Annotated in this window: 14 protein-coding genes; 10 read left to right on the forward strand and 4 right to left on the reverse strand. The window is 26.7% G+C overall.

From position 1 onward, the window contains the following. Window positions 1-167 precede the first annotated feature (167 nt). The 8 genes from spoIVB (at window position 168) to scpB (ending at window position 9,726) form a co-directional block, all read left to right on the forward strand. Window positions 168-1,355, forward strand: a complete 1,188-nt coding sequence (spoIVB, locus tag BN2920_RS10550; protein WP_058294967.1) for a SpoIVB peptidase — start codon at window positions 168-170, stop codon at window positions 1,353-1,355. A 414-nt stretch (window positions 1,356-1,769) separates the two neighbouring features. Then, a complete protein-coding gene (spo0A, locus tag BN2920_RS10555) occupies window positions 1,770-2,597 on the forward strand; it encodes a sporulation transcription factor Spo0A (protein ID WP_058294968.1) in 828 nt (275 codons plus the stop codon). Between the two features lie 369 nt (window positions 2,598-2,966). Then, the gene (locus BN2920_RS10560; RefSeq protein WP_058294969.1) at window positions 2,967-4,628 is read left to right on the forward strand and encodes a sensor histidine kinase; all 1,662 of its coding nucleotides are present in this window, start codon (window positions 2,967-2,969) and stop codon (window positions 4,626-4,628) included. Between the two features lie 284 nt (window positions 4,629-4,912). Then, on the forward strand, window positions 4,913-5,545 hold the full coding sequence (gene spoIIM / locus BN2920_RS10565; protein WP_058294970.1) for a stage II sporulation protein M: 633 nt from the start codon (window positions 4,913-4,915) through the stop codon (window positions 5,543-5,545). A gap of 86 nt (window positions 5,546-5,631) precedes the next feature. Further along, window positions 5,632-6,510, forward strand: coding sequence for a tyrosine-type recombinase/integrase (locus BN2920_RS10570; RefSeq protein WP_058294971.1), 879 nt, complete (start codon window positions 5,632-5,634; stop codon window positions 6,508-6,510). Between the two features lie 500 nt (window positions 6,511-7,010). Further along, on the forward strand, window positions 7,011-8,201 hold the full coding sequence (locus BN2920_RS10575) for a D-alanyl-D-alanine carboxypeptidase family protein (RefSeq protein ID WP_058294972.1): 1,191 nt from the start codon (window positions 7,011-7,013) through the stop codon (window positions 8,199-8,201). Between the two features lie 174 nt (window positions 8,202-8,375). Then, entirely contained in the window at window positions 8,376-9,152 is a 777-nt protein-coding gene (locus BN2920_RS10580) for a segregation/condensation protein A (RefSeq protein WP_058294973.1), read from the forward strand. Beyond that, window positions 9,112-9,726, forward strand: coding sequence for an SMC-Scp complex subunit ScpB (scpB, locus tag BN2920_RS10585; protein ID WP_058294974.1), 615 nt, complete (start codon window positions 9,112-9,114; stop codon window positions 9,724-9,726). The genes BN2920_RS10580 and scpB overlap by 41 nt, the downstream gene beginning before the upstream one ends. Before the next feature lie 49 nt (window positions 9,727-9,775). Here scpB and ytfJ read toward each other — a convergent pair whose 3' ends face one another. Together ytfJ and BN2920_RS22510 are read right to left on the reverse strand one after the other, a co-directional pair. Continuing rightward, a complete protein-coding gene (ytfJ, locus tag BN2920_RS10590) occupies window positions 9,776-10,222 on the reverse strand; it encodes a GerW family sporulation protein (RefSeq protein WP_058294975.1) in 447 nt (148 codons plus the stop codon). 12 nt (window positions 10,223-10,234) lie between these two features. After that, window positions 10,235-10,765 (reverse strand): DUF2953 domain-containing protein, encoded by a 531-nt coding sequence (locus tag BN2920_RS22510; protein ID WP_058294976.1) that lies wholly within the window; start codon window positions 10,763-10,765, stop codon window positions 10,235-10,237. Window positions 10,766-10,905: 140 nt separating this feature from the next. Here BN2920_RS22510 and BN2920_RS10600 point away from each other — a divergent pair, with 140 nt between their 5' ends. Beyond that, entirely contained in the window at window positions 10,906-11,757 is an 852-nt protein-coding gene (locus tag BN2920_RS10600) for a D-alanyl-D-alanine carboxypeptidase family protein (RefSeq protein WP_058294977.1), read from the forward strand. Window positions 11,758-11,855: 98 nt separating this feature from the next. On the opposite strand, the gene BN2920_RS10605 is transcribed toward BN2920_RS10600, so the two are convergent. Then, the gene (locus tag BN2920_RS10605; protein ID WP_058294978.1) at window positions 11,856-13,133 is read right to left on the reverse strand and encodes an FAD-dependent oxidoreductase; all 1,278 of its coding nucleotides are present in this window, start codon (window positions 13,131-13,133) and stop codon (window positions 11,856-11,858) included. Next, entirely contained in the window at window positions 13,130-14,119 is a 990-nt protein-coding gene (locus tag BN2920_RS10610) for a sulfide/dihydroorotate dehydrogenase-like FAD/NAD-binding protein (protein ID WP_058294979.1), read from the reverse strand. The genes BN2920_RS10605 and BN2920_RS10610 overlap by 4 nt, the downstream gene beginning before the upstream one ends. A gap of 367 nt (window positions 14,120-14,486) precedes the next feature. Here BN2920_RS10610 and yjeM point away from each other — a divergent pair, with 367 nt between their 5' ends. Then, window positions 14,487-15,977: a glutamate/gamma-aminobutyrate family transporter YjeM gene (gene yjeM, locus BN2920_RS10615; RefSeq protein WP_058294980.1), complete on the forward strand. Its 1,491-nt coding sequence runs from the start codon at window positions 14,487-14,489 to the stop codon at window positions 15,975-15,977. Window positions 15,978-16,002 lie beyond the last annotated feature (25 nt).

The raw sequence follows: 16,002 nt of genomic DNA on the forward strand, positions 1-16,002 counted from the left end.
AAACCATATGACGATGTGGTTTTATTTTTTTGGCTAAAAATTCATAAACATTATTATTAAATTTTAGTATGACGTAAATTTTTTGTATCTAATAACATACTTCTTATAGGATAAGAGACATGTCTAGTGGGAAAATTAAAATCAAGAAGCAAAGGAGGAGAGAAAAAATGAAGAAAAATTTAAATAGAATAATAGGTTTTATAATAACTCTAATCCTAATTCTAATTTTAGTCCCCACTGTAACAGTTATAAATCTACCAGACAAAATATATACTAATAATATTTCTGTATCTTCACTTGCACCACTTGGAAATACAATAGCTAAAGATGAAAATGGTGATAATAAATATGAAATAAAGTTACTAGGAATGATTCCTTTAAAATCAATTGAGGTTCAAAAGGTAGATAATCTTAAAGTTAGCCTTGGAGGTATTCCAATTGGTGTAAGAGTCAGTAGCGATGGTGTTATAGTTGTTGGATATAGTGAGATAGAAATAAATAATAATAAAGAAGAAAGTCCAGGAAAATTAGGAGGCTTAGAAATTGGGGATATAATTCTAAAGATAAATGACATAGAAGTATATAATGCTACAGATTTATTAAAAATAATTAAAGAATCTGATAATGGATTATTAAAGATGGATATTTTAAGACACAATCAAAATTTAACTAAAACAATACAATGTAAAAAAGAAGATGATGAAGATTATAAAATAGGTTTATGGGTGCGTGATTCAACAGCTGGTGTAGGAACAATGACATTTTATGATCCTTTAAGTAGTAAATTTGGAGCATTAGGCCATCCTATTACAGATTGCGATACTAATGAACCATTTTTAATAAAGAAAGGTGATATATTAGATTCGTCTATAATAAGCGTAAGAAAAGGAGAAAAAGGTTCTCCAGGAGAGTTACGAGGAGTATTTGTAAATGAAGATAATCCTTGTGGAAATATAGAAAAAAACACTCAAAGTGGGATATATGGGAAGATAGAAAATAATAATACATTAAATCAAAAGTGTACATTGATACCTGTGGGATTTAAAAATGAAATAACTATAGGAAAAGCTAAAATTGTTACAACAATAGATGAAAATGGACCTCAAGAATATGATATTGAGATAGAAAAATTAATGGACCAAAATGCGCCTGACTCAAAAAGTATGGTAATAAAAATTACAGATGAAAAATTACTAGGAAAAACAGGTGGAATAGTTCAAGGAATGAGTGGCAGTCCAATAATTCAAAATGGAAAATTGATTGGAGCAGTAACACATGTATTGGTTAATAAACCTGATACTGGATATGGGATATATATAGAATGGATGTTACAAGATGCAGGTATAATAAAATAATATAAATAATAAAAACTATATCATATTATGAGAATGATATAGTTTTTATTATTAAGTTATGTTTTTCTACAGAAAAATATTATATAATATAAAAATGAGGATATTTATACATAAATAAGAATATATTGATTAATATAATAAAAAAATCTAAATTATATGAGAAAATTTAAAATAAGTATTTACTTCTTGCGAAAAAAAGTGTATAATTTACAAATAGTGGAAGATAGCGAGAATATAATAGAAAAAACATTTCCGATTAAAAAAATTAAATATATTTTTTAAACAATAAAATATATACGGATACATACCCTCATAAAAAGAATTCACTAACAATGTGTAGAAATGATTTATAAAATAAGATTATTTCAATATGATTTGAGGGAAATATACATTATTCATAAAGGAGAGCGAAAAATGGAAAATTCAAAAATATCAGTATTAATAGCCGATGACAACAAAGAATTTTGTAGTATTTTAAATGACTACTTATTAAATCAAAAGGATATTGTAGTTATTGGAATAGCAAAGGATGGTAGAGAAGCATTAGAATTAATTGAAGAAAAAAAGCCAGATTTAGTTATTCTAGATATTATAATGCCTCATTTAGATGGATTAGGTGTTTTAGAAAGAATAAATACTATGAGACTTGAAAAAGTCCCAAGAATAATAATCTTATCTGCTGTAGGTCAAGATAAAATTACACAACAAGCAATAACTTTAGGCGCAGATTATTATACAGTAAAGCCATTTGACATGGAAGTGTTCACTAAGAGAATAAGAGAAATGTTTAATAATTCTCCAGAATCAGAAAATAATACAAGAATGAATACACAACAATATACATCATCTTCATCAATTTTATCAAATGAGACAAAATCAACAACACCAATTGATTTAGAAACAGAAATTACAAACATAATCCATGAAATCGGTGTACCAGCTCATATTAAAGGATACATGTATTTAAGAGAAGCTATTACAATGGTGGTAAACGATATGGAGCTATTAAGTGCTGTAACAAAAGAACTTTATCCTTCAATAGCTAAAAAGTACAACACAACAGCTTCAAGAGTTGAAAGAGCAATAAGACATGCTATAGAAGTAGCTTGGGGCAGAGGTCAAGTTGATGCTATAAATAAATTATTTGGTTATACTATTCATACTGAAAAAGGTAAACCAACAAATAGTGAATTTATAGCAATCATTGCTGATAAATTAAGATTAAAAAATAAAGTATCATAATAATATCAATTTATTGTTTAAGTGATTTTAGAAATGATAAAAATAAGAAATCAATAAAAGATTTTTTTAAAGAACAAATTTCATACTAGTAAATATAGTTAAAAAGCATCTTTAATATATGAATTTATTTAAATATATTAAGGATGCTTTTTATTGACTATAATTTTAAAAAAATTAGAATTATTTGGATACTATATTTCAAGACAGGTAATTTTAGAAAGATAAAATATGTATTATAATAAAAATTTATTTATTTTCTTATAATGAAAATTAGTGATATAATGAAAATACGAAGAAAATAATATAAAAATCAAAAAATAAGTTATAATATCAATAAAAAATGGGTTTAGTAGGGAAGATAGTCGATATATGAAAAAAACAAAAGAATCAATCAAAGAGAAGAAATCTATTAATAAACATTTTATAATAATTTTTTTATTACATACTATTATTTTGGGATTATTATATGAAATTAGTGTTGTTGCTGCAAATAATTTAAATTTATCAAATAGTATTATTTTAAGAGATATAAATGGAATAATCTATGTGGTAGGAGCTATATCTATTTTTTGTTCTGTATTGTACTATTATATACATAAAGATGAATATTTCTATATATTTTCATTAAATTACATTTCAATATATGTTGAATTCTTAATGACAAATCATTTAAGTTTTATTGAAAATATAAATTTTTTTGCTGGAGTTAATTTAAATTTTGCTTCAATTGGATTTGGATCAATTATAAGAACAATTTTAATGTATCTTATGGTATACGATAAGAATAAGATAAATAGATACTTATATAAACATACATTACTTGGAATATTGTTCATAATAATTATAACTATAGGTGGTGTAAAGCTAGATTTATTTATTTTTAAGGAACATATTCAGATAGTAAGGGGAGAAAGCATACATATTATAAAAAATTTAATAAATCTTTTAACATATTTATTGCTAGTTGAGATGTGCCGCAAATATTTTAGAAAAAAGAATTTCAATTATTTTGTAACGTTTATAAGTATAGATATTATGTTTTTAAGTAGAATTCTTTTAAATGCAGATTTATATAAAAATCTTGATAGAATGTATATTTTAAATAGGGTTGTATTATCATTAGGTTTCTTAGGAATAATATTAACTTTATTTTTTGAAATAATAATTCAATTTAAAGAAAATGAGGAATTAAATTCAGAAGTTGTGATTCAAAAGAATGCAGTAGACAAGCTCAAAGCAGAAGAAGAAATGAGAACACAGTTTTTTGCCAATATATCACATGAACTAAAAACTCCTTTAAATATAATAATGTGCACAACTAAATTATTAAAAGCATGCAGTTCCGATAAGGATGAATTTTTGAAATATTATAATAAATATGAAAATACAATAACACAAAATTCTTCGAGAATGCTAAGACTTATTGATAATATAATAGATATAACCAAATTCGATGTGGGATGTTTTAAAATGAATTTTAAAAATTGTGAAATTGTGAGTTTAATTGAAGATATAACTTTATCAATAGCACAATATGAAAAGACAAATGGTAGAAATATAATTTTTGATACAAATTGTGAAGTAATTGAAATATGTTGCGATGCAGATAGTATAGAAAGAGTAATTTTAAATCTGCTTTCTAATGCTGTAAAATTTACAAAAGAAAATGGAAATATACTTGTAAAACTTGAAAAGCAAACAGATTATATAATTATAACTGTAAAAGATGATGGAATAGGAATTCCAAAAGAATTTAGAAAAAGTGTATTTGAAAGATTTGTTCAAGTAGATAAGTCATTTAGGAGAAATGTAGAAGGAAGTGGAATAGGTTTATCTTTGGTCAAATCTATAGTGGATTTACACGATGGTGAGATTTATCTAAAAGATAGCGATGAAATTGGAGCAGAATTTGTGATAAAATTACCTAATATTTTATTAGAAGATGAAGAAAGCCAAAATAGTTCTTATCAAATTGAAGACAGAAGTGCAGAAATTAAAAATAAAATATTAAAGGAGTTTTCTGACATATAAATAAGGATAAAAGAAAATATTATTATGATAAACATATTGTATGTTTTTAATATGTTTATTCTATAAAAGCTTTATTGATTATGGTAACCAATAAAGCTTTTTATATAAATTTTAATATGAAAATAGTCATATGATTAATATACGAGCAATTCATAATTTATATCATATATGTATAGGTGTTTATAATAAAGATATTAATATTACATAGTTATATATTAGGATATGAATAAAGTATAAATATTAAACATAGTATAGATTAGAGTAACTTGACGGAGGAATAAGAGATGAATTATGTAGTGGATAAAGTAAACACAATTTTTAGAGATAAGAAAGCCTATTTCTTCATTGTATTAATGATGTTTTGCCTAGGAATATCTTTTGGTCTTTATACAGTTAAATATATGGGAGAATCTGATAAAAACGATTTGATGAGTTACCTTAATAGTTTTACGACATCTATACAAGGACAACCAATTAACTATACACAATTATTATTCGAGGTGATAAAAAAAAGTTTAATATTGTTTATACCAATAATTTTTTTAGGAATGACTTTCTTTGGATTCCCATTTATATTAATTTTGGACTTAATTAAGGGATTTACATTAGGATATACTTTTTCATTTATTTCATCAGCTTTTAATGGAAAAGGATTGTTATTTGGAATTATATCAATTTTACCTCAAAATATTATATATATTCCATGTTTTATAGCTTTAAGTGTTATTTGTTTGAATATGTCAGCTGAAAAATTTAAAGAAAAAGTGTTTAAAAGTTCCAAGGCGAAAGACGTTTTTTTACGCGATACATTAAGTCGATTAATTATAATTATGATATTATTTCTTTTGGGAATTCTAATAGAAACTTATGTATCACCAAGTATTATTAAATTTGTGGCTAATAAATTTTTGATTTAAATCGTATAAACTTAAGATAGTAAAATAAAAAGGAAAAAAGGCAATTTTGTCGAATACTAATATAATTAATGGTATAGGAGAGAGTCATGTTAGATAATATAAATAATTATAGAAATTATTTGCTCGAAAGTGGTAAAAGTGAAAACACGATATACGCATATGTAACAGATGTAAGCTTATATCTTAAGTTTTTAAATAGAAAAAAAATAGATTTGTATAAAAGTGATAACTTAACAATTATGTCATATATACAGAATCTTTTAAATCAAGGAAAATCAGAACGATCAATAAATAGAATAGTTATTAGCCTTAGAAATTTTTACAACTATCTTAAAAGGGAAGGTTTAATTAAAGAAGTTCCTAAAATTGAGTATAAAAGCTCAAAGAATATAAGAAAGTTACCACAAATTTTAACCATTGAAGAAGTAGACAGGATAATACGAATAGTGGAAAAGGATTCTCCAAAAGGATTAAGAGATAATGCACTTTTAGAGCTTATGTATGCAACTGGCATGAAAGTGTCAGAACTTATTTCTATAAATGTAGAGGATGTAAACTTAGATTTAACTTTTGTTAAATGTAGGGATAATAAAAACTATGAAAGATTGATTCCAATAGGACGTAGTGCATGTAAAGCTCTTACAGAATATTTAGGAATTAGATATAAGATAGCTGATTGTGGCGTACCAAATCTATTTGTGAATTTAAATGGTCAAAAATTGACTAGACAAGGAATATGGAGAATTGTAAAAGAATATTCAAGAAGAGCGGGTATAGATAAAGATGTTAATTTGAATACATTTAGGCACTCATTTGCAGTTCATTTACTTCAAAATGGTGCGAATGTTAGAGCAGTTCAGAAACTACTAGGAAATCAAGTCTTAACATATATGGATACTTATTATGAGATCATAAATAATGATAAAATTAACTATATCTATATGCATACACACCCTAGAGCTTGATTTTATTGGGATTAATAAAAATAGATATTAGAGGTGCACATTTGCCACCTGTTTTCCACCCAGTATTTTATATGGGTGGATTTTTTATTCTTTAGGAAATTATATTCATGGACAATCTGTTTCGAAAAATACTGTAATAAATTAATGTCATTGAACCTAAAGAATAAAAAATAAAATATATGCGCCTAGCCTTTTCACAGGCTCGCTCAGAAAATCCAAAATGCGCTGAAAGAAATCGATGGATAAAGGATTTTCTTGAATTTAAGTTAGTGTATTCTATTGGATTTATATTTTCTATTGGATTATATAATAGTCGCTTTGCGATTTTTTTATTGTAATGAATTATTATTTTCGCAGATTATATTATAAATAATATGGTTATTATTAGAATAATAAGAATAAAATAATTGTCTTTCCTATAAAATCTTTAAGTAAAGTTATATCTTAGTGTGATATTATTTCTTGTTATGGTAACACTAATTTTGAAAGGAGGAGATATAATGTTTAAAAATTTTAAAAGAATGGTCTCTTTTATACTATTATTTATATGTACTTTATTGCTTGTTTCTTCTAAGCTAGTTAGCGCTACAACATTAGAAGATTCAGTTAAAAGTGAAGGGACTAATATTGAAGCAAGATCAGCTTTACTTATGGAGCCAATAAGCGGAAAAATAGTATATGAAAAAAATATAGATGAACAATATGCTCCAGCATCCGTAACTAAAATTATGACAATGCTATTAACTATGGAAAGTGTAGACAATGGAAAAATAAGCTTAGATGATAAAGTAACATGTAGCGAAAATGCAAAAAAAATGGGTGGAAGTACAATGCTTCTTGATACAGGTGAAATAAGAACTGTTGAGGAACTTATAAAAGGTGTTGCTATTGCTTCAGGAAATGATGCAGCAGTTGCTTTAGCTGAATATCTTGGTGGAACAGAAGAAGATTTTGTTGTCATGATGAATAATCGTGCAAAAGAGCTTGGTATGTCTAAGACAACATTTAAAAACTGTAATGGTCTACCAGCAGATGGTCATGTATCAACTGCAAGAGATATAGCATTAATGTCAAGAGAATTATTAAAGCATCCTAAAATATTAAAATATACTGGTACATATATGGAGACAATAGCAGAAGGTAGAAAATCACCTATAGAATTAGTAAATCATAATAAATTAGTTAGATTTTTTGAAGGCTGTGATGGATTAAAAACAGGTTTTACAAATGAAGCTAAGTATTGTATTTCTGCAACTGCAACAAGAAATAATGTAAGAATGTTATCTGTTATTATGGGTGCACCAACTTATAAAATAAGAAATCGTGATGCAGGTGTCTTACTTAATTATGGATTTTCTAAGTATGAAGGAAAAAATGTTGTAGCAAAAGATGAAGAAGTAGACAAAGTATATATGGATGAACAGGGTAACAGATTCTTTATTGCAATGGCAAAAGATGATTTAACAGCAATAATTCCAAAAGGAAGCAGTGAAGAAATAGAAAAGAAAATTGTAATTGATGAGTTGAAAAAGGAATATAAACAAGGTGATATTGTAGGTAAATGTGAAGTTTATTTGGGAAAAGAAAAAGTTGGAGAAGTTGAAATATATAGTGATAGAGATATAAAGAAAGGTAATTTCTTTACTAATATAAAATTTAATATAAAAAATTTATTTGACAAAGGTGTATAAATATAATTTTTTAAATTTTAAATGCAGTATATTTATTAAAATAATAAGTATACTGCATTTTTTTGTTACACATAAGAATATATATTCTTGTCTTAAACTTAAGAAATTGTTATTATATAATAATAGAGCATTCTATTAAATTATTTAAAATAGTATTAAAGAGAAGAGGTATTTATGGAACTTCCAAAAATAAAAATAAATGATTTTGAAGGTCCATTTGATTTATTATTACACTTAATTAAGAAAAATCAAATGAATATATATAATGTGAAAATATTTGAAATAACTAATCAGTACCTTAATTATTTAAACAACATGAAGGAAATGGATTTAGAAATAACTTCAGAATTTATAGTAGTAGCTGCAACTTTAATAGAAATAAAATCTAAATATCTATTACCTAAGGTTAAGCAGGAAGAGGAAGATGAGGATGATGAAAAAATCCTTATAGAAAAGCTTATTTTATATAAAAAGATTAAAGGAGTATCTGGTTATTTTAAGGATAAGTATTTGAATACAGGAGAAGTATATAGTAAAAAAGCAGAAATAATTGAAGAAAAAAAAGAGAAGATTAATAATGATGATTTATTAAAAAATATTACTTTGCTAGACTTGTATAATATATATAATAATCTTTTAGAAATATATAATAACAAGCAAAATAAAGCAAATGTTATCCAAAGAAAAATATATGTAGATAAATATAAAATTGAAGATAAGCTTGAGTATATAAGAAAAAGAATACAAGATGAAAATATAAATGATTTTAGTGAGCTAATAAAAGAAAGTGAATGTAAAATGGAGACTGTTGTAACTTTTTTAGCTTTATTAGAAATGATAAAACAAAGAATGATTAAAGTTTATCAATCTGATAATTTTGGCAGGATAATAATAGAGAGGCGAGAAGAACATGCAGAAAAGGAAAGCAATACAAATTCCATTTATGGATGATAAAAAGAAGGATTTTTTAAAATCAACTATAGAAGCATTGTTATTTGCTAGTGGTGATCCATTAAGCTTAAATGAGATATCTAATTTTCTTGAAGAAAAAAGTAAGTTTATTGAAATAACAATTCAGGAAATGATTGAAGAATATGAAAAATCTAATAGAGGAATAAAGTTGATAATTATAAAAGGAAGTTATCAATTGGTAACTAAGCCAGAAAAATCTGACTATATTCAAAAATTATTAAGAAAAAATAAAAGACAATCTTTATCACAAGCATCAATAGAAAGTTTAGCTATTATTGCATATAAACAGCCTATAACAAGAATAGATATAGACGAAATAAGAGGGGTAAAATCAGAAAGTGCGATACAAAGACTAATAGAAAGAGAATTGATAAAAGAAGTTGGGAGACTTGAAGTACCAGGAAGACCTATACTTTATGGTACAACAGAAGAATTTTTAAGACAATTTGAATTAAAAGATCTAAATGATTTACCTTCACTTGATTTATTTGGCCAAGAAGAAAAAAATATAGATGATGACATGGAATTAGAAGAGATTGAAGATAAAGAATAACTATACTGCTGCATAATATAAATTAATGTATTTTGCAGCAGTATAATTTTTAGATGTCTGAATCAGCATTTTGATTTTCATTGATATTAATATTTATATCATCGGGAGTTTTCTTTTTGGAATCTTTAACTAATCCATTGATTATATCTAAAACTTGAGGAACTGTATCTACTATTTTATCATAGGTGGTATCATGATCTATTGTAATCATTCTAACATTGCCATTTCTTATAATTAAAAAAGCTACTGGCTTAACAGAAACACCGGCACTTGAACCGCCACCAAATGGAAAGTTATCACGTTCAAATGATTTATTTGAGGTTGGATATTCACTTCCACCTGAAACGAATCCAAAACATAGTCTTGAAACAGGAATAATAAAGGTACCGTCTTTTGTTTCTATTGGATCACCTATAACTGTATTAACATCTATCATATCTTTAAGATTTTCCATGGTATTTTTCATAAGGTTTGATACATTTGCATCATTTAACATAAGCTATCCCAATTAAGGGGTTCCCTCCTTTGAAGTTTTTATAAAAATAATTGATATATATATAATTTGGGCAAAAGAAATGAAAATTATACTTGATGTTTCAAATTTTACTAAAATTTCATCTTTAAAAATAGGATCTACATTTAAGTTATATTTTTTTATATTGAAAGGAATATTTACTAACTGATATAAAAATGAAAATAATGTGCATAATAAACCGTATATAAGAGCAGTATTATAAGAGTCATTTAGCGAATATGAAAAGCTTAGATTTATTTTTAATGATGGTTTAAATTTAGAATAAAAAAGCTTTGAACAAAATTTCTTGTATTTTGACATATGAAATTTCGATTTATTTTTTTTATTGTACTCAATTAGTCTATTTAAAGTTTTAGGATTATTACTTTTATATTTTGATATAAGAATAAATTTATAAAATTTAATATAATAATTTTCTGATGAGTAATATGATGTAAACTTTAGTGGGATAGGAAAAAATAATATAAAAAGAAATATAAAAAAAATAATAAATAAGATTTTCATAATTTTCCTCCAAAGTTTATATATTTTTAAGTATTGCCTTAATATACATTAAATAAACTTAAAAATTAATATAAATATGTTTAAAAATTATGTTTAATGACAAACTAGATGTAAATAGTAAATTTAGAAGGTGATAAAATATGAGAAATGTTATTAGAAACTCTATTATAATATTAATCCTTATTATTTCTCAAATATCATGTATAAGTGTTAGTGCATTAGAAAATGTTCAAGATAAATTCAGAGTGAATGCAAGATGCGCAATTGCATTAGATAAAGAAACTAAAAATGTATTATTCGAGCAAAATGCTTATGAGATAGTACCAATGGCAAGTACTACAAAGATTCTTACAGCACTTATTGCAATTGAACAAGGAGATTTAGATAAAGAGGTTACAATAAGTAAGAATGCAACCAGTATAAGAGGATCAAAAGTAGGGTATAAAACAGGTGAGAATATAACACTCCGAGAATTAGTTTTTGGATTAATGTTTAAATCGGGAAATGATGCAGCTATAGCAATTGCAGAAGAACTAGGTGGGTCTATGGAAGGTTTTTCAGAAATAATGAACCATTATGCAAGAAGCATAGGAATTTTAGATTCACATTTTGAATCTCCACATGGCTTAGATAGTAATAAACATTATTCATCTGCATATGATTTGGCTATTTTGGCAGCTAAGGGAATGGATTATGATTTATTTAGAGAGGTAGTTGGTTCTAAATCTATAGATAAAGTTAAATATAATTTTACAAGAGATTATAATAATATAAATAAAATATTATGGATGCTTCCAGGTGCAAACGGGATAAAAACAGGCTATACTGGTGGTGCAGGAAAATGCCTTGTTTCATCTGTTGAAAGTAATGGAAAAGATATAATTATAGTTGTATTAAATTGTCCAGATAGATGGAATGTAACAAAGCAAATTTATGAACATTTAGTTGAAACAATTGCATTTGAAAGTCAAAATATTAAAGAGTTAATTTAAAATAAGAAACCAATTAAGAAGACTATATCAAAATTATTGTTTAATTTTGATATAGTTCTTTAATCTAAAACTTTCTAATTATTCTAATATTAATTAATCTAGCATAGCTTAGTGTTAAATATATTATCTAAATTTAATTTTTTAATTCTAGTTTGAATTTCATCAATATCAGTTGTGTAAAGTCCAAGTTCCTTCATTCTCTTGAAATATCCAGAGCCAGCAAATGTATAACGATCCTTTCTGCCTTCTCTGGATTTAGCTTTTTCATTTGCATAGCTTATTATATCTCCTATACATGTTGAATCAGGAAGAATTAAAAGTGGTATTCCTAAGGAATAACGAACAGTATTGTGACCGGCTAATGCTCCGGTGCATATAGCTTCGGTATGGCCAACGAATAAGCCACTCTTTTCGCCTGCACAGAATAAATTATCTATTCCTATAACTTTTAAATCATTTGTCCTAGGTGCAACTGATAAATATCTAATTGAATTTCCTTTGCTTCCTGCATATGGATCAACATATTTAGCATTTTCAAGACCAGGAATTTTTCTGAGTTTATGAAGTGGATAATATGTGGTCATCAGCTTAGCATGTCCAGTATCAAGAAGTACTACATTCTCAGCAAATTCTTTTAGCGCATATTGCTGGCATACTTTAGTAGCAAGCTTTCCATAGTTAACATCCTCAGCTGGGACTTTTAGTACAACAACGCCTTTGGTATCAAGCTCATTTCTTATTTCATCAGAAAGACTTTCCTTTGCGAGTTTGCATGAGCCTGAGAATGCACCTAAAGAATCATCATTTCTTTCACCTTGAATATCTTGAACTCCACAACGGCCGCTTATACTTATTCTTGGACCAAATGAAGGGCAGCGCAATACACACATTGAGCAGCCATTACCATATCTTAAACAGTTTCCCATAGGGCCAGTGGTACCAGTTGTTTCAATAAAAGCATCACCTTCAATAAAAGTATCATCACTTAAATAAACACCTTTAATTTTTTTGCCATCAAATTCAACATCATTAACTCTGCTTTCCATCATAAGATTGATTCCGCATGATACAAGATATTTTCTCACCTCACCTTCAATCATATTTACATTATATAATGTAGCATGTTTATGACCTGGAAAATCTATATTAGTGTGAGTAGATACTATATCTGTAATCTTAATTAGATCACCACATCCAAGGGCAATTAACTCTTCAGAGGCAGTAAAACGGCCATTATTTCTCATTATTCCGCCTACATTTCCAAGTCCGAGTAATAAATCGGTTTTTTCAATTAAAGTTACATCTGAACCAGCTTTTTTTGCGGCTAATGCTGCGCTACATCCAGACCAACCTCCTCCAATAATAACAATCTTCATATGAATCTTCTCCCTTCAAATATATTCCTTGGATCAGTTTGTTCTTTACAAAATCTTCGTATCTTATGCCCTGCAAATCTTACGGTACAGGCACCGCAAATACCTTCTCCGCAGCACATTTTAAAGTTATTACAACATGATAATTTTACATCTTTTCTATCAAGAGCATCCAAATATTTAATTACTTCATAAGTTAGAATATCAGCTCCTGCTATATGAATATAGTTAGTTCCCTCTAAGAGGGAATCTTTTATAATAACTTTTCCATGATCAGATAGTGTGCCCTTTTCAAGTAATATGCTTTTATTAAAATCTATGTGAAAATCTGCCAAAAGATCATGTGATATTGAATTGTCAAATGGAGTTTCATCAACTATTATTTTTAGTTCATTATTTTGTGACAATAATTTTCTTATTACAGGCATCATTGGAGCCATACCAATTCCGCGAGACAAAATAAGAGCTTTGCCTGAAGTTTGGCTGTATATATTTTTTAAACCAAAAACACCATTCCAGTATGGACCTCTAATTATTATGTTTTCGCTAATTTTTGCATTAAGCAACTTATCTGTTTTTATACCTTTTATTTCAACTACTATAGTAATAATATCATTCTCTAGGTTTGAATCCATAATAGAAATTGGAATATCAAAATAATTATTTTGATCAGTTCTTATGAAAATATAACTACCGGGTTTTACTAAATCTAATACTAGTTTATGAGGCGCTTTAAATTTTATCATGATTAATTTATCACTAAACTTTACGATATCTTTAATTAAGCAATCATAAGTTTTTCTTCCATCTTTTGCTTTGTAATCATTATTATCAAGTTCTTGATAGACGCAGACACCTTTCCAATTTAAACAGTCACAAAAGCATTTCCCTTGACATTGAGAGCAAATAAGGCATTCTCCACTTTCTGCCAATTTGCATGGACAATACTCAGTTCCGCAATCTATACAATCAACAGCTTCTTTTCTCATGATTTCTCCTTTAAGAAAAAATTACTTCTTATACTAGGTTATTTTTAAAAGTCTAAATTGCTACACAAAATATTTCTAATATTATAAATTTAAAAAATCCATTAAAGATTATTTAATTTATAATATAAAATTAGCAATCTTAAGAATCAAATAAGTTTCAAAGAAGAATTAGGATAATATGAAACATAAATTAATACTATATCGGTGGTTAGATAGAAAAAGTTATATTTTAAATGAAAAATAGAAGAATAGTAATATAGTATAGTATAAGTTTACAACATAAGTAAAATAATATTATTAAGAACTTATCCATACTAAGATAACCTTATAAGCAAAAAGATACAATTATAAAAAGAAGGAGAAAAAAATGAGTAATAATGAAAAACAAAAGAAATTAACTTTAATTACATTAATACTTATGGTATTCACATCAGTTTTTGGTTTTGCAAATATGCCAAGATCATTTTATTTAATGGGATATGGTGCCATACCATGGTTTATATTAGGAGCAATAACATTCTTCGTTCCATATGCATTTATGATGGCTGAATATGGTGCTGCTTTTAAAGATGAAAAGGGTGGTATTTATTCATGGATGGAAAAAAGTGTAGGACCTAGATTTGCTTTTGTAGGGATATTTATGTGGTATGCATCATATGTAATTTGGATGGTAAATATCTGTTCAACAATATGGATACCATTATCAAATACATTTATGGGAGTAGATACAACGTCTAAATGGAGTATTTTTGGTCTAAGCCCAACTGTGACTTTAGGAATATTAGGTGTAATATGGATATGCCTTGTATTCTTCATATCAAGATATGGTATGAGCAAGATTACAAAAGTTACATCAGTAGGTGGCATAGCAGTTGCTTTATTAAATGTAGTTCTTATAGTGTTTGGAATTATTGTTCTGATATTAAACAAAGGACAATTAGCAGAACCAATAAGTTCAATGGTTTCTTTTATAAATTCTCCAAATCCAGCATATAAAACCGTGAGTTCAATGTTGTCATTCTTAGTGTTTGCTATATTTGCTTATGGTGGTATTGAAGCGGTAAGCGGGCTAGTTGATCAAACTGAGAATCCAGAAAGAACTCTTCCAAAAGGAATAGCAATAGCAGCAATAATAATATCAATTGGTTATTCGGTTGGAATATTTATGATTGGTATATTTACAAACTGGAGTGATTCACTATCTGCTCCAGATGTTAACATGGCAAATGTCGCATATGTTGTTATGAACAATTTAGGTTATTCTATTGGAGAAGCACTAGGTCTTGCTACATCAACTTGTGTAGAGATAGGAAAATGGGTTGCAAGATTTGTAGGATTATCTATGTTTTTAGCATTAAGTGGAGCATTCTTTACATTATCATATTCACCATTAAAACAATTAATAGAAGGAACACCTAAAAAGCTATGGCCTGGTAAAATGGCTGAAATAGATAAAAAAGGAATGCCTATAAATGCAATGAAAGTACAAACAATTATAGTTGCTGTAATGGTACTTGGAATATCATTAGGTGGGAAAAGTGCTAAAGCATTTTTTGAAATGCTTGTTTTAATGACTAATGTTGCAATGACACTTCCATATTTATTTCTTACAATAGCATATATTTCTTTTAAAAAGAAAGAAAAAATTAAGAAACCATTTGAGATATTTAAAAATAAAAATTTAGCTGTAATAATAGCTATTATAGTTACTATAACTGTGGCTTTTGCTAATATATTCACTATAATTGAACCATCATTAAAAGGTGATTATGTTTCAACATTTGCTATGATAGCTGGACCAATAATATTCACCATAGTAGCTCTGATAATTTATTATTTAGGTGAGAAAAATAGCTGAAGAAAGTATAGAAAGGGTAAAGTAT

This window comes from Clostridium neonatale, assembly GCF_001458595.1.
GTDB lineage: Bacteria > Bacillota > Clostridia > Clostridiales > Clostridiaceae > Clostridium > Clostridium neonatale.

Bases quoted from the DNA above. Each gene is read 5' to 3' on its own strand.
- BN2920_RS10570 (WP_058294971.1), top strand. From the start codon at position 5,632: ATGTTAGATAATATAAATAATTATAGAAATTATTTGCTCGAAAGTGGT.
- BN2920_RS10610 (WP_058294979.1), bottom strand. From the start codon at position 14,119: ATGAGAAAAGAAGCTGTTGATTGTATAGATTGCGGAACTGAGTATTGT.
- BN2920_RS10580 (WP_058294973.1), top strand. From the start codon at position 8,376: ATGGAACTTCCAAAAATAAAAATAAATGATTTTGAAGGTCCATTTGAT.
- spoIIM (WP_058294970.1), top strand. From the start codon at position 4,913: ATGAATTATGTAGTGGATAAAGTAAACACAATTTTTAGAGATAAGAAA.
- yjeM (WP_058294980.1), top strand. From the start codon at position 14,487: ATGAGTAATAATGAAAAACAAAAGAAATTAACTTTAATTACATTAATA.
- ytfJ (WP_058294975.1), bottom strand. From the start codon at position 10,222: ATGTTAAATGATGCAAATGTATCAAACCTTATGAAAAATACCATGGAA.
- BN2920_RS10560 (WP_058294969.1), top strand. From the start codon at position 2,967: ATGAAAAAAACAAAAGAATCAATCAAAGAGAAGAAATCTATTAATAAA.
- BN2920_RS10605 (WP_058294978.1), bottom strand. From the start codon at position 13,133: ATGAAGATTGTTATTATTGGAGGAGGTTGGTCTGGATGTAGCGCAGCA.
- BN2920_RS22510 (WP_058294976.1), bottom strand. From the start codon at position 10,765: ATGAAAATCTTATTTATTATTTTTTTTATATTTCTTTTTATATTATTT.
- BN2920_RS10575 (WP_058294972.1), top strand. From the start codon at position 7,011: ATGTTTAAAAATTTTAAAAGAATGGTCTCTTTTATACTATTATTTATA.
- spo0A (WP_058294968.1), top strand. From the start codon at position 1,770: ATGGAAAATTCAAAAATATCAGTATTAATAGCCGATGACAACAAAGAA.
- BN2920_RS10600 (WP_058294977.1), top strand. From the start codon at position 10,906: ATGAGAAATGTTATTAGAAACTCTATTATAATATTAATCCTTATTATT.
- spoIVB (WP_058294967.1), top strand. From the start codon at position 168: ATGAAGAAAAATTTAAATAGAATAATAGGTTTTATAATAACTCTAATC.
- scpB (WP_058294974.1), top strand. From the start codon at position 9,112: ATGCAGAAAAGGAAAGCAATACAAATTCCATTTATGGATGATAAAAAG.